General features: G+C 42.0%; 15 protein-coding genes and 1 tRNA gene. 4 read left to right on the forward strand and 12 right to left on the reverse strand.

The genetic code is table 11. From position 1 onward, the window contains the following. Positions 1-245: 245 nt before the first annotated feature. From IM479_RS08085 to IM479_RS08095, 3 genes are all read right to left on the reverse strand, one after another. Complete coding sequence (locus tag IM479_RS08085) at positions 246-1961, reverse strand: serine/threonine-protein kinase (protein WP_287686243.1); 1716 nt, start codon at positions 1959-1961, stop codon at positions 246-248. A 209-nt stretch (positions 1962-2170) separates the two neighbouring features. Next, positions 2171-2491: a hemolysin XhlA family protein gene (locus IM479_RS08090; RefSeq protein WP_002734355.1), complete on the reverse strand. Its 321-nt coding sequence runs from the start codon at positions 2489-2491 to the stop codon at positions 2171-2173. An 11-nt stretch (positions 2492-2502) separates the two neighbouring features. After that, entirely contained in the window at positions 2503-2625 is a 123-nt protein-coding gene (locus tag IM479_RS08095; RefSeq protein WP_002796307.1) for a hypothetical protein, read from the reverse strand. A 145-nt stretch (positions 2626-2770) separates the two neighbouring features. Between IM479_RS08095 and IM479_RS08100 the strand changes: the two genes are divergently transcribed. Together IM479_RS08100 and IM479_RS08105 are read left to right on the forward strand one after the other, a co-directional pair. After that, entirely contained in the window at positions 2771-3001 is a 231-nt protein-coding gene (locus tag IM479_RS08100; RefSeq protein ID WP_271971057.1) for a hypothetical protein, read from the forward strand. Further along, the gene (locus tag IM479_RS08105; RefSeq protein WP_286826189.1) at positions 2998-3261 is read left to right on the forward strand and encodes a ParE family toxin-like protein; all 264 of its coding nucleotides are present in this window, start codon (positions 2998-3000) and stop codon (positions 3259-3261) included. Before IM479_RS08100 ends, IM479_RS08105 begins: the two co-directional genes overlap by 4 nt. A gap of 185 nt (positions 3262-3446) precedes the next feature. Here IM479_RS08105 and IM479_RS08110 read toward each other — a convergent pair whose 3' ends face one another. The 3 genes from IM479_RS08110 to IM479_RS08120 all read right to left on the reverse strand — a co-directional run bounded on the left by IM479_RS08110 (position 3447) and on the right by IM479_RS08120 (position 6179). Then, positions 3447-4871 carry an AAA-like domain-containing protein gene (locus IM479_RS08110; protein ID WP_287686244.1) on the reverse strand — a complete coding sequence of 475 codons (1425 nt, stop codon included), beginning with the start codon at positions 4869-4871 and terminating at the stop codon, positions 3447-3449. Positions 4872-5602: 731 nt separating this feature from the next. Then, entirely contained in the window at positions 5603-5950 is a 348-nt protein-coding gene (locus tag IM479_RS08115; RefSeq protein ID WP_286826191.1) for a YkgJ family cysteine cluster protein, read from the reverse strand. Positions 5951-6107: 157 nt separating this feature from the next. Further along, positions 6108-6179 (reverse strand) — tRNA-Val (locus IM479_RS08120). A gap of 81 nt (positions 6180-6260) precedes the next feature. Between IM479_RS08120 and IM479_RS08125 the strand changes: the two genes are divergently transcribed. Then, complete coding sequence (locus IM479_RS08125) at positions 6261-6797, forward strand: metal-binding protein (protein ID WP_046662393.1); 537 nt, start codon at positions 6261-6263, stop codon at positions 6795-6797. A gap of 248 nt (positions 6798-7045) precedes the next feature. Here IM479_RS08125 and IM479_RS08130 read toward each other — a convergent pair whose 3' ends face one another. The 5 genes from IM479_RS08130 to pipX form a co-directional block, all read right to left on the reverse strand. Beyond that, on the reverse strand, positions 7046-8566 hold the full coding sequence (locus IM479_RS08130) for an ArnT family glycosyltransferase (protein ID WP_287686245.1): 1521 nt from the start codon (positions 8564-8566) through the stop codon (positions 7046-7048). Positions 8567-8645: 79 nt separating this feature from the next. Next, complete coding sequence (gene proC, locus IM479_RS08135) at positions 8646-9458, reverse strand: pyrroline-5-carboxylate reductase (RefSeq protein WP_287686246.1); 813 nt, start codon at positions 9456-9458, stop codon at positions 8646-8648. A 132-nt stretch (positions 9459-9590) separates the two neighbouring features. Beyond that, positions 9591-10163 (reverse strand): cell division protein SepF, encoded by a 573-nt coding sequence (locus tag IM479_RS08140; RefSeq protein WP_287075766.1) that lies wholly within the window; start codon positions 10161-10163, stop codon positions 9591-9593. A gap of 320 nt (positions 10164-10483) precedes the next feature. Next, positions 10484-11143, reverse strand: a complete 660-nt coding sequence (locus tag IM479_RS08145) for a YggS family pyridoxal phosphate-dependent enzyme (protein WP_287686247.1) — start codon at positions 11141-11143, stop codon at positions 10484-10486. Between the two features lie 3 nt (positions 11144-11146). Further along, the gene (gene pipX, locus IM479_RS08150) at positions 11147-11419 is read right to left on the reverse strand and encodes a transcriptional coactivator PipX (protein ID WP_002796317.1); all 273 of its coding nucleotides are present in this window, start codon (positions 11417-11419) and stop codon (positions 11147-11149) included. A gap of 523 nt (positions 11420-11942) precedes the next feature. Between pipX and IM479_RS08155 the strand changes: the two genes are divergently transcribed. Then, the gene (locus tag IM479_RS08155; RefSeq protein WP_287686248.1) at positions 11943-13484 is read left to right on the forward strand and encodes an NAD(P)H-quinone oxidoreductase subunit N; all 1542 of its coding nucleotides are present in this window, start codon (positions 11943-11945) and stop codon (positions 13482-13484) included. Between the two features lie 177 nt (positions 13485-13661). Here IM479_RS08155 and IM479_RS08160 read toward each other — a convergent pair whose 3' ends face one another. Continuing rightward, a complete protein-coding gene (locus IM479_RS08160) occupies positions 13662-13859 on the reverse strand; it encodes a hypothetical protein (protein ID WP_287686249.1) in 198 nt (65 codons plus the stop codon). Between the last annotated feature and the right edge of the window lie 101 nt (positions 13860-13960).

The raw sequence follows: 13960 nt of genomic DNA on the forward strand, positions 1-13960 counted from the left end.
AAACCTGTTACTAGGGAGAGATTGCTACGGGGGGATATTCGGTAGCAGTTAAATAATCATAATAAAAACCACAGAGGACACAGTAGCGGCTCTTGTCGGGTGCGTTAGTGATAGAGTAACACACCAATTTTCTTAAGATGCTGCGTTACGGTGCGATCATAGTTTAATTATTAACAAATTTCCTTTAAATACGCGCAAACACGCACCCTAAAAGCTACTTAACGGTGTTAATTCCCTACAAGAATTTAATTGGAAACACCTAATTCTTTTAGTCTATCCAGAGAGTTTTGATACCAGGTTTGATTATTTTGTTGTCGATGAAGTTGGGATGCTTGGCGAAAATCCTTAATTGCCTTTTCATTGTCATTTAATTCTTTGTATATTAAACCGCGATTATAGTAGGGAACAGCAAAGTCAGGATTGAGTTTAATTGCTTGATTGTAGTCGGCAATCGCCCCTTGTTTATCTCCTAAATTATACTTAGCCCATCCGCGATTATTGTAGGGAAAAGCAAAGTTGGGATTGAGTTTTATCGCTTGATTGTAGTCCGCAATCGCCCCTTGTTTATCTCCTAAATTATACTTAGCCCATCCGCGATTATTGTAGAAATCAGCATCATCAGGATTGATTTGAATTGCTTGATTGTAGTCCTTGATCGCTCCTAGTTTATCTCCTAAATTAGACTTAGCACTTCCGCGATCATAGTAGGCATTAGCATAGTCAGGATTGATTTGAATTGCTTGATTAAAGTCCTTGATAGCCCCTTGATTATCTCCTAAATTATACTTATCAACTCCATTATTATAGTAGGCTACAGCATCGTCAGAATTGAGTTTGATCGCTTGATTTTGATCCGCAATCGCCCCTTGATTATCTCCTAAATTATAATTGCCTATACTGTAAATTGCTAGTCCGATCACCCCCCCAAATACAATCATCCCAATGCCGTTATATAGCCATTTACGTCTAGTTATTCCTGATGGATTCTTAATTTTTCTCTGAGGAGGAGGTGAAACGGGGGGAGGTTGTACTACAGTTCTACTTGAAGGAGGATTATTCAACACTGTCAGAACTTCTGAAGCTGATTGATAGCGCTGACTAGACTTATCTTCTAACATCTTGTTGAGGAGATTCGCTAAAAAATCACTAATTGATCTTTTTTGCGATTTTAATACCGATTGCCATAACCATTTTCTCTCATCCACATCATAGACCAGATCAGGCAAATTACTGTTACTTTGGGGTAAACATCCTGTTAATAAACGGACACAGGTAGCAGCTAAACTATATAAATCACTAGCGGCGACTGCCCTGCCCATGATATGTTCAAAAGCAGCATAACCCGGAGTGTATAAACCCGTCCCCATTTGGGAGGTTTGCTCTTTAATTCCCCCAAAATCAATTAACATCAATTTACCATCACCCCGACGACGCATCAGGTTATCCGGTTTGATGTCACGATGGATCAATCCTTTAGAATGGAGATAGGCAAGGACTGGTAATAATTCCCGTAATATTTCCTTGATTTTCTGTTCACTAAATCTTCCTTCTCTTTGATATTCTTGAAGTAGGGTTTCTCCTTCAATAAATTCTTGCACTAAATAGAGAGAGTTTCCTGCCGAAAAGTAATCATAAACGGTGGGAATTTGTTCGTGTTTTAATTCGTCTAATTTTTCCGCTTCTCTTTGAAATAACTCCTTAGACTTCTCCAGAGCAGCTCCCTGCATTTGAGCAATAAATTTTTTAATAACCCGGGGTTTTTGATTAAAATTCAAGTCCTTAGCTTGATAAGTTCTCCCGAATGCACCTTCCCCTAAAACCCCGACAATGAGATAACGGCTATGAAAAGAATATGATTGGCTAGTTTGGCTTAAATTTCCGCCACATCCTTGACAATAGCTATAATGAGTCGGATTTTGAGGATGGGAACATTCGGGATTGAGACAGTAGAGGATACTCATAAATCATCTGGAGGAATTTGATTAAGTACCTAAAAAAAATTGATGATATCATTAAGAGAAGATGAGAGGAAAGAATGTAGGCTCCCTGAGTCGGTTACAAATCTGGTCAAAAAACCAAAATTAACAATCCGCCGTAACGCACCAATTATATCATTGATTCTACCTGAATATCAAACAGCAACTAGAAGCCTGTTCCCCGGCAGTGGAAGTTAGGGGTTGCTAACAGGGGGAACAGTGATGACAAAGCGGATGACAGTTCCGATAACTGCTGTTGCCAAGATGGTGATTAATGCCCAAATTTGGGCTTTCTGGGAGCCTTTAATCTCTTTTAAATCACCTTGTAAGGTGTTGAATTCTCCCTGTAATGCCTTGAGATCTCCCTTGACTTCGGCCTCGAATCTGACTTGAACAATCCTGATCTCTGTGACATCTTTCTGGAGCGCGTCTAGCTTCTGATTGGTCTCTTTAAGATTCTGATTAATCTGGTCTAGGATTTTTCCTAAATCGGTTTCGATGGTGGGGCCGCTCATGGGTTAGACTCCTAATTAATTGGTGCTGTTGTTTCTGACTTAGATTTCAGTGTTTGAACAAATTGTAAAACTTTTTGTTGCTTTTCTGGTGTCAGTTCTCGCCATTGTTCAAGTAGTTCTTCTTCTTTACCCATAAATACCTCGCTCTTCAATTATAAATTGTTTGGTTTTGAGCAAGGCTAATTGACCACAAAGCCACAGAGGACACAAAAATCATATCATTTTTGGTTTGCGGTGGACGTTGTAGAATAGAGAAAACCTACTACGCTGATAAATACCATGCCCTCGACCGCTATTACCACGATCATCAAGATGGTTGAGTCTCTGCCTGATGAGCTTCAAGAGCAGTTAGTAGAGTATGTTCGAGCTTATATTGCAGAAATTGAAGAAGAAAAACGATGGGATCAGTCTTTTAAACAGACGAAGAATAATCTAGTCGTAGCAGCTCGAAAAGCCAAAGAAGAGATTGCGGCAGGATTGTCCGCACCGATGGATTATGAGCAGCTATGAATTCCGCAACATTGCCTTCATTTTGGCAGAAGTATCGCAACTTGAAGCCAGCAGTCAAAGCCGGAGCCAGGAAAGCATATCGGTTATGGGTGGAGAATCCGTTTCATCCATCGTTACATTTTAAGTGTATTGACAGCGACGAAGATATTTGGTCAGTGCGTGTAACGAAGAGTCATCGAGCTTTGGGAGTGCTGTCAGGGGATACAGTGACCTGGTTTTGGATTGGCGATCATGATGAGTACGAAAAGTTTTATTCGTAAAACACAGGAACTACAAGCCTGTTCCACTCGAACTTTAAAAACCCCCTTGCCACTCTCCCGTACTTTTTAAACAGGATTTAGCATCACTCCCTCATAATGACATTGTTGATTTTTGTTGAGGATGTTGATGGTGATAACTTTAGCACTCCTAGGCTGTGTTAGCCGAGCGCCTAACGGACTAGAAATTACATGGCATAGCGACTTTTTTCGGAAGTATCAAAGTGAGCAAGCGTAATTTTTTGGGCGAGGAGAGAAGTTTTTTGCGGCAAAAAAACAGAACGTTGCCGGAAATATTCGCCAAAATATTGACGGTAGAGAGGACAACTGACTCGGCAAAACTTACCTTGTCGGTGAATCAGTCCGAGACTTTCTAGGTGAAAAGCTGCCATTAAATCAATTTCTATGTCTTTTTCTGCCATCACCACCTTAGCAAAGATAGCCGCTAAATTGCCTTTTAAGTATTGTAGATGTGAAAGTAACCGTTTAAGATGGTCTGCAAAAATATTACTTTCCTCCTCGATCGAAGTAGCTAAAATAGTTTCTAGGGTACAATTACCCCGAGCAATATGATAGCAAGCAAGACGAATTAAATAGGGATTACCCCCTAGAAATATCCGTAATTTTTCGTAGTCAAAATTCTGATCTAATCCCTGTCTTTGACTTAATTCTCGTACTTGTGCGCTGGTAAAATTGGGCAATTCGATCGGTAGGCCAAGACTAAAAGGAGATTGATAGGTATCTGAGGTTTTATCAAGCTCGTGTGCAGAGGAATAGGCAACAATTAAACGTAATTTTTGCCAGAGGGGTTTGTTTTTGCCTTCCTCGTGCCAGAGGTGCAGAATACTAAAAAATTCTTCCCTTAGCTGTGGATAGGATAAAAGATATTCAAGATCATCAAAGGCAATCACTAAAGGGCGATCAAGATGGGAGAGAATATGCTTTTCTAGATAGATTTTACAGTTAATTTTACCACCTAAGAATTCATCCCAATGCTGTGGGAGATGATTTTCTAAATCTAACTGGCGACTAATACTAACACAAAGCCAACGCAGCCAGTGATTTAAATCTTGAAAAATTGAGCTTTCTGCTAACCGAAAACTGAAATAAAGCGTATGGTATTGCTGTTGTTGTGCATAATTAATAATTCTAGTCATCAGGGAAGTTTTTCCCATTTTTCTGGCCGCGTTAATCCGGATAAGACTACCCCCGCGCAAGATCTCTTGATAACAAATCTGTTCTAGATTATTTCTGTTGATATAAAAGGGGGAATCGAGGGGTACTTGTCCCTCTGGTAACTCAGGCAATAGTTGAGGATTAATAGTATCAGTTTCTGGCAAGTTAGGACGATAATAATCGCTATTTTCTAGAGTTAAATTAAAAGCTTGAAAACAATGTTTCAGGGTTTGTTTATCCACTCCCGATTCACAAGCAAATACCTTCATCAGAGTATCTACCCCTAAAAGAGTTTTCTCGCTGAGGACTTCTAGGGTGAAACGATGACCGCGATTATCCCGATATTCCGCTTCTTGTTTGGCAGTAAGTATTTTTTCTAGTCCTGTGGGGGTAAGGACAACCCCGCGTCTGCGGCGCTGTTTTTCTGGTTTTTCCATGATAGTTTTTCCCTGTCCTGAACTCAAACTCTGCACCTCTACTAGAGGTTTTGAGTTTCCTATAGACTTCTCCTCAACAGGGAAACAATCAATTCCGTAATTTTACTGGTTTTGGTGGTTCTTCGTTACTTAGTCTGGTTCGATAGGGTGGCATAAATGGACTAAATCCTTATCTGGCAAGAGATTTGATTGATTAGTTCGCTCTAGATCGAAAACAATTAACAAAAATCGCCAAATGTCTTTCTCTATAAGAGTTTCATTGCTTATAACCCTGTACGTTGCATAAGACAAACCGAAGAACCGTTTTGGTTTAGCCATCGAGAAGGTAGGAAAAATAACCAGACCACTTATCGAAAATTTGGGTTAAAACCCCGTCGTTTTAGGACGGCTTTAAGCTACAATGGAAAAAGCGATAACCAAGCTAAAAACTGAACCTTGACCACAGATAGTAGGGGGTTTCGTTCAGAAAAGACTTCAAAGTCGGCCTTGAACGAGTAAAACTTTCTAGGAAATAAGGTTGAACATGAGATTTTTTTGACTTGTTCAAAGTGGCCGGAGGGCATTCGGACACTCAAAATGGGCGTGGAGAAAGTGTCAGACTTAAGCAATTAAGCGTTTTTCGCTATCTGCGTCAACCCCGTTGACGCGACCACCCTAAAAAAGTGGCGTGGTGAGGAATCGCCGTCCGTTTTACGGCGGCGAGGATGTCAATTCTGGGATAGGGATAAATCTTAGCCTACTTGCTGACGATAGCTATTCATTTCTAGGCTATCTTCCCCATAAAGATCCTCAATGTGTTGATGACAGCAATCGATCGCAAATTGCTCAAATTCTCTCGGTTCGATTTGATACATTTTGGCAAAAATATCCGGTTGAACACGACAAAATTCCGGTCTCTGGTCATAAATGGTACAGAGACGGGTTTGGCGATCGAAGTATATACACCAACCTTCTTCCCCCACCATGCTGAGATATTGACTTAATTGTGCGGGAGTCAGATATTCTTCTAAGTCAGGACGCTCGTCGGGATTTAGTTGACAACAAGCTCCACAATTTTTAATACATTTCCAATTGGCCATATAACCGGTGTGCCGCAATCAATTAATCCTCGGACCTACTGACTAGCTTACTAGCAATTAGTCCCAATTTTGCCTTTCCGCAGCAATTCCCCTCAATAGTTTTAATCTCAGCCGGCGATCAGGAGTGAAAGCTTGACGAGGTCAGGATTGAGAAAAATGGGCGTTGTAAGGGTCGAACTTACGGCATCCTGCTTGTAAGGCAGGCGCTCTACCACTGAGCTAAACGCCCGAATCATTTTTGCACTTTCTCAGCATAACATATATTTTTAAAAAAGTATATTATTTTTTTGAGCGAGTTGATTTTTTTCCGATGCCCTCTGGTCGAACTCACGATCGCATTACCCTAATTCTGCTGCCACCGATTGCGGGGGCGAGTTTTTTGGTCAGTGGCAGTGGTAACTTAACTCTGTTACTCTTGGCCAGTTATTTGTTTAGCGGATTTCTGTTTGGACCAGATCTTGACATCCACTCAGTACAATACAAACGTTGGGGTTATCTACGCTGGTTGTGGCTACCCTACCGTTCCATGATCCGTCATCGCGGTTGGTTATCCCACGGTTTATTGATCGGCACAGTCTTTCGGTTATTTTATCTTGGTAGTTTTCTTTTACTAGCGGCGATCATCATCATCCCGATCCTGCAAAGTTTCTGGGGTATAGACTGGGATTGGCGACTGTGGCCGCAGCAAGCGATCGCATTATGGCAACAGTATCCCCGGGTAGCAATCGCTATTTTCCTGGGTTTAGAATTAGGGGCGATGAGTCATAGTTGTAGTGATTGGATCGGATCGGCCTACAAACGTTCTCGAAAAGTGGCTCAAAAACCGGTAAAAAAGAAAAAACGTTAATAGTCCCCGTCCACAATTTCTAATTAGGGTCTGCGGCAAAAAGTTTTTCGGTGGGGGTTGGGGGTTGGGGGTTGGGGGTTGGGGGTTGGGGGTTGGGGTGTGGGGTTTTACCCATTTTCAGGTGGTCAATTACCTAATTTTCAGGGAAAAAGTACCTGAAGCCGATCACTCCCATATCTGGTACTTTTTGATTTCAAAAAAGCCTAAAAATATTATCCAACAAGATTTTTAGATTTATTCAGCAAACCCTAATTAGCCTTACTTTTATATTCTTGCCAAGTTTTCGGACTGATAAAGAGAGTTCCTTTTTCTTGCTGGTCGGGAAACTGGATATAATTTTTCTCTAAATAATCCTTGAGTTTTGATGATTGCAGAAATTCCTTTTCAAATCGATAGAGAAAAACCAAATCGGGCTGTCTTTTTTCGATAACTTCTAGGATAAAATCCCCATCAAGATTCTGATTGATAAATCTCTTTCTGGTGATGACAGCAGTTTCTGGGGGTGTTTTCAAGAAATATTGATATATGTAGTGAGGATTATCGGTTAACAGAAGTTTATCGGAGTTTTTAAATTTTTCAAACACAGCTTCTGCTAAAAGAGGTTTATACCTTTTATTAGCTTGAACGTAGGCATTAATTCCAGGATCACGATTGGTGATTATTCTTAAGGTATTAAAGAGAAATTGACCAGACAGGGAGAGAAAAATCAGCATTTTAAGTATTAATACTCGGGTTATTTGGCGATTTTGCTGAAATTCCCCGAGGCTATCAGTAATTTTTAACTGTTCGACAAATAAGGCAATTATCCAAACGGCAGGAATAATTAAATGGACATAATAATGAGTCCATATTGGGGCAACTGTGGCAAATCTAAATAGATTAGAACCTAACCAGACCAACGGCGGTAAAAGTGGTATTATATTGCGAGTAAAAACCATCGCTATAATAGCGATCACTGTGACGATCAGATAAATTGGTTCGTACTTTAGGGCGTTTTGTAAGAGAGTCAATAAGGTGAGATTTTCTTGAGCGAAACTAGCGGCAACACTGACATGAGATTTAATGATATTTGCGTAGGAAAAAGTAAAAATAGTCAGGGAACCCAAGACAAAGACTAAAACGACAGCGACTAACCAAATAACAATATCAATGATTCTTTTAATAAAACTATTCTGTTGATTAAGAAAAATAATTAAAGCTACAGTTGGGATGATAGTAATGCCTGAAAGTTTAATTTGCAGGGAAAAAACGAAAGCAATGGCACTGAGTAAATACAGCCCATACTTAAGCTTACCCGTGAATTGAAGGGCTTTAAAGATAATAAAAATACTTAAGATTGTAAAAAAAAGTGATGGTAATTCCCGCAACATTGTCGTTGACAGGTTAATATACACTGGACAGGTTGAGAGAATGAATACTGATAAACAAGAGGCTAATATTCCGCAATTAACTCTCAGAATTAGATAAAAAATTCCTAACATAATTGTGGACAAAGAAAGCACCATAATGCGCGCCGCATGGATAGTAAATCCTGTCACGCTTAACCAACCATTTAGTAAAAGAGATAAACCCGATAAATGATCGTGCCAAACTTGTTCGTAGAGACGATAACCTTGTTTAGTGACGTAGGCAAGTACCAGGGCCACCGCTTCATCAAAATTAAGGATATAGGGATAATGAAGCGGGACTTTCCAGAAAACAATCCCTAGAAAAAAAACTGCAATGGCAATTAATGCCATTAAATCAAAACGATAAGATTTCTTATTCATACACTTTTTCTGGACAAGAATTGCTGCGTATCTTATCACAGATCGAGACATCAATTATGGGTTAAAAAAGATACAAAGATTACTTTTCAGAACTACGCCCTAAATCTTTAGATCTATGATAGGCCGCCACTACTGCCTCGATAATAGTCGATCGAAAAGAGCCTTTTTCTAATTGTCTCACCCCAGCAATCGTGGTTCCCCCGGGGCTAGTGACGCGATCCTTTAATTCTCCCGGATGTATGGCCGATTCTTTTAATAGGGTTGCCGTCCCTAAAACTGTTTCTAGGGCCAATTGAGACGCGATCGCTCGCGGTAATCCGGCCGCCACACCACCATCGCTTAAAGCTTCCACCATCAAGGCCACAAATGCCGGGCCCGATCCCGATAATCCCGTTACCGCGTCCATCAAAGCTTCGGGAACTTCCACCACCGAACCGACGGCCGCAAAAATATCTCTGGCTACGGCCAGATGTTCCGGTTCCGCATGACGACCGGATGCGATCGCTGTAACCCCTTGTCCCACCGTGGCCGGGGTATTGGGCATCGTCCGGATCACGGGGCGATCGGGAAAGCCCATTTCTAAGCGATTGAGGGTAACTCCTGCTAAAATCGAGATAATCAAGGGTTTTTCGGGTATTCCCAGCAAACTATTCACTACTTGCTCTAAAATTTGCGGTTTTATCGCTAAGATTAACACCTCAGTTGCTCTAGCGGCTTCCCGGTTATCCTCACTGACTTGTACTCCGTAGGTATTAACCCAAAAGTTGCGCCGTTGGGATTGGGGTTCACTGACTAACACCGTTTCGGGACTATAAATATTTTTTTTTAATAAACGGCTGAGAATGGCCTCGGCCATGACTCCACCACCAATAATTCCTAAACGAATAGACACAGTATTATTTAAAGTAAAAAGTAAAAAGAAAAAAAGGCAGATTTAGAGATCTTACCCCCAAAAAAACGCATCCTCTCGAGAATCGATCGATTTCTAGCTTCGACAAACTTAACGAGAGGACTATGGGAGGATTCATTGAGCTAATCGACTGCTTTCGGCTCCCCAAGCAGGTGCGGGGGAAACGGGACGAGCCATTTTCGGGTTGTCGGTGATATCGTGAATAGTTCCGGAAAGGGTGCTAACTTTAACGCAGCTGGGGGTAAATAGGAAAATACTCTCACCGATGCGTTCTTGATGACCATCAATCGCGTAAGTGCCACCGGCGACAAAATCCACGGCTCTTTGTGCTTCTTCGGGATCCATGACGTTGAGGTTTAAAACCACCGATTTGCGTTCTCTCAGGGTTTGGATAACTTGGGGCATTTCCTCGAAGGAATGGGGCTCGATCACTACTACTTCTGCATTATTGTTGTTAATACCTGGCATACCGATCACGTTGCTTCTGTTGAGTCCCATAGATGTGGCTGTGCTGAGATTTAAAGGTTCGCGTTGACGACGATTGAGGGTATCTTCTTCTTCGTTTTGATCCCTATCTTGGGGGGAAGACTTTTCCCAGTTCATTTCTTCGTAGTCGGTTTCATCTTCGTCTTCCGGTTGTTCGGAGATGCCGACAAAATCTTTGAGTTTGGTAAAAATGTTGTTCACAGTCTAAGTGTCCTTCAAAAGATTTTTTAGGTGGTCTTGGCTAGAGTCGGGGTTATTTTAGTGGCCTTTAACAACTTTTGCTCTTACTTGGTACAGGGGAACTATTTTGTTAAGGGTTCGTCATTCTAGTCGTCTGGAGACAGAGGTTAGTTCCCTCTTTTCAGTTATCAGTTATCAGGGGATAGTTTTCAGGGATTGGGAAAAAGTCAATTCCTCATTTCTAACCACCGGTTTCTAGACTAGACGCTGTAATTTTAAGATATATTGTCACCGATTATTAAAATTTCTAGGGGTTTTTTCTGTAAATTTACGGAGATGGCTTAGTAGATGCGATCACCAAAGATGCTGGTTCCCACCCGGATCAAAGTGGCTCCAGCCTTGATGGCGAGAGGATAATCGTTAGACATCCCCATGGATAGATGAGGCAGGCATAAACTAGAGCTATTCTCGATTATTTGGGCTAAATCCCCGGTTTTTTCAAAGGCGGCTAACTTTTCCCCGGCGGATAATCCCTGGGGCAGAATTGTCATCAAACCTTGAATTTTTAGCTGTTTACAGTTGACTAAAGCGGGAATATCTGCTAGTAATTCGTCCGTGTCCCAACCGAACTTATCGGGATCGGGGACAACTTTCACCTGTAGCAAAACTTGGGGATTAATCTCTAATTCCGCCGCTAGGCGATCGAGTCTTTGGGCTAATTTTAAACTATCGAGGGAATGGATTAAATCAAAAGATTCTAGGACTTTGCGGGCTTTATTTGCCTGTAGATGCCCGATAAAGTGCCAATAAATATCTGGGAGGTCTTTTAGTTCTTGCTGCTTCGAGATTGCTTCCTGTAGCTTACTTTCAGCAAAATCTCTCACTCCTGCTTGGTAAGCTTGACGGATATAATCGCTCGATACCTGTTTACTGACAGCAATCAGGCGCGTGGAGGGGGGTAGGGTAAGACGGATTGACTCGATACGACTAGCGATCGTCATGAACTAGACTGAAAAGGTTTGTTGATAAGTTTGGTTGAGACTGTTAAATTCTTGCATATTACTGCGCCGTCGCAAATTCCGCAGCCGGTTTTCCACTAAAAGACGAGCATCGGAACGACTAATCGGATCGAACGAGACTTTTTTGGGTCCCACCGTCACCAGAAAAAAAAGACGTTGGGCATAAAGAGTGGTAAATAATTCCTGATGTTCTTCTAATAGACAGACTCTGTATAATAGACCGAAAGTGGGATGATTGAGATAGGTTTCGTTACTCATTCAAGCGATCGCTAAAGGAAAAGGATTGAGCGAACTAGAAAGTTTTTCAACAACAAAATCAAGCGGATGGCTCACAAACAACTGATTTTCCGGGTGTTTCCCCTAGCCTGATTTTACCAGAATCCTTCATTGACAACTAACGATGCCAGTCTATGTCATGATTTCCTGAGTTTTCACTTTTTCCCTGTTAACGTGGATACATCTCGGTGACAACTTGTCACCATCAGAAATTAGCTCGGCTGCAAAAATCAAAGATTTTCCCTTAGCTGAGGAGACTCCGAGACTCCGAGACAGGAGGATAAAAAAGACAATAGACAACTAAAATACCCATAAAAGCTAAGATTATATCAAATTTATCAGGTTTTTTAGATATTTTAACTCGATAGCGGCGATCGGTGAACTGAAAACTCACATCTGATCACTGATCACTGATAACTGATAACTGATCACTGAATCACTGATGAAATGCCCTAAGCTTGTATTAAGCCTTTTTTAACTTCAAATTCCTTTAACCTCAATCAATATGGATTTTTCTAGTCTTGTTGCCAGTCAGCTAAACGCCAGTGCTATCTGGCCCGAAGGAATCCTGATTATTACCCTGATGGTGATTTTAATCGGCGATTTAATTGTGGGACGGAGTGCCAGAAGTTGGCTGCCCTACGTTGCGATCGCTGGTCTGCTCGCTGCTGTGGTTGCTCTCTATTTTGCCTGGGATAATCCGAAACCAGTAGCCTTTTTAGGGGCTTTTGAGGGTGATAATCTCAGTATCGTCTTTAGGGCGATTATTGCTCTTTCTACCGCCTCCACAGTGCTGATGTCTGTCCGTTATGTGGAACAAGCGGGAACTTCCCTAGCGGAATTCCTGGCCATTATGCTCACCGCAACTCTCGGAGGAATGTTCCTATCTGGCGCTAGTGAATTGGTGATGATCTTCATCTCCCTAGAAATGCTCAGTATTTCCTCCTATCTAATGACCGGTTACATGAAGCGGGATCCTCGCTCGAACGAGGCCGCCTTAAAATACCTGTTAATTGGAGCTTCTAGTTCGGCGATTTTCCTCTATGGTGTTTCCCTTCTCTACGGTTTATCCGGAGGTGAAACCAGTTTAAGCGCCATTGCTCAAAAATTAACCGCTGTTAACGGTGGTCAGTCCCTGGCCTTGGCGATATCATTAGTTTTTGTGATTGCCGGTATCGCCTTCAAAATTTCGGCGGTTCCCTTTCACCAGTGGACTCCTGATGTGTACGAAGGTTCACCCACTCCCGTGGTGGCTTTCCTCTCGGTGGGTTCGAAAGCGGCGGGTTTTGCCCTAGCAATTCGCCTATTAGTGACGGTTTTCGGTCTAGTCAGCGAACAATGGCGGTTTATCTTTATCGCCCTAGCAATTTTGAGTATGATCCTCGGCAACGTGGTTGCCTTGGCCCAAACTAGCATGAAACGGATGTTAGCCTATTCCTCGATCGGTCAGGCGGGTTTTGTCATGATTGGTTTAACCGCCGGTACTGACGCGGGTTACTCTAGCATGATTTTCTATCTGTTAATTTACCTGTTCATGAACCTAGGGGCTTTTGCCTGTGTGATTCTCTTTGCTCTCAGAACTGGAACCGATCAGATCGCTGAGTATTCGGGACTCTACCAGAAGGATCCGCTCCTAACCCTCTGTTTAAGCATCTGTCTGCTTTCTTTGGGCGGAATTCCGCCTCTAGCGGGCTTCTTTGGCAAGATTTATCTATTCTGGGCCGGTTGGCAAGCGGGACTTTATGCCCTCGTCCTCGTGGGTTTAGTCACCAGTGTGGCCTCGATTTACTACTATATCCGTGTGGTCAAAATGATGGTGGTCAAGGAACCCCAAGAGATGTCCGATGCGGTGAAAAATTACCCCGTTATCAATTGGACTCTTACCGGGATGCGTCCCCTACAGGTGGGTATTGTCCTCTCCCTAGTGGCGACTTCCCTAGCTGGTATCCTTTCCAATCCTCTCTTTACCCTAGCGACGGATTCCGTCACCACTACCCCCATCCTACAATCGGCGGCTCTGGTGACGCACATTTCCCAAGCGAATTGAGAATCCCTGTTGATTTATCGGCGTTGTCAGATCAGAATAGGAAAGATGCCATGCAATCCTTGCTATCAAAGTAATTTCAGTTCCAGGCTGATTCGGAGCATCTTTCAATTTGACAACGCCTATTGTAGGGCTAATTCCGGAATTAGCCCTACACCTGATCCGTTTTTAATAGTGTGATTAACTCTCAATTTGTTCTAAAATAGAGGCTAAAATATCTGGAGTGAATCCGTTAGCTTCTGCTTCATCAGTAGCTTGATCCATAATTGTTGATAATCTCGCCGCTGCTTTTTGACGATATTTTTCTAATTCTAATTGAATAGTTTCAGTTAATTTGTTTGGTTCTTCGTTACTTGGTATGGTTCGATAGGGGGGCATAAATCGACTAAATCCTTATCTGGCAAGAGATTTAATTGATTAGTTCGCTCTAGATCAAAAACAATTGACAAAAATCGCTAAATGCCTTTCTATATAAGGGT

It is taken from the genome of Microcystis sp. M165S2, from assembly GCF_020245885.1.
GTDB lineage: Bacteria > Cyanobacteriota > Cyanobacteriia > Cyanobacteriales > Microcystaceae > Microcystis.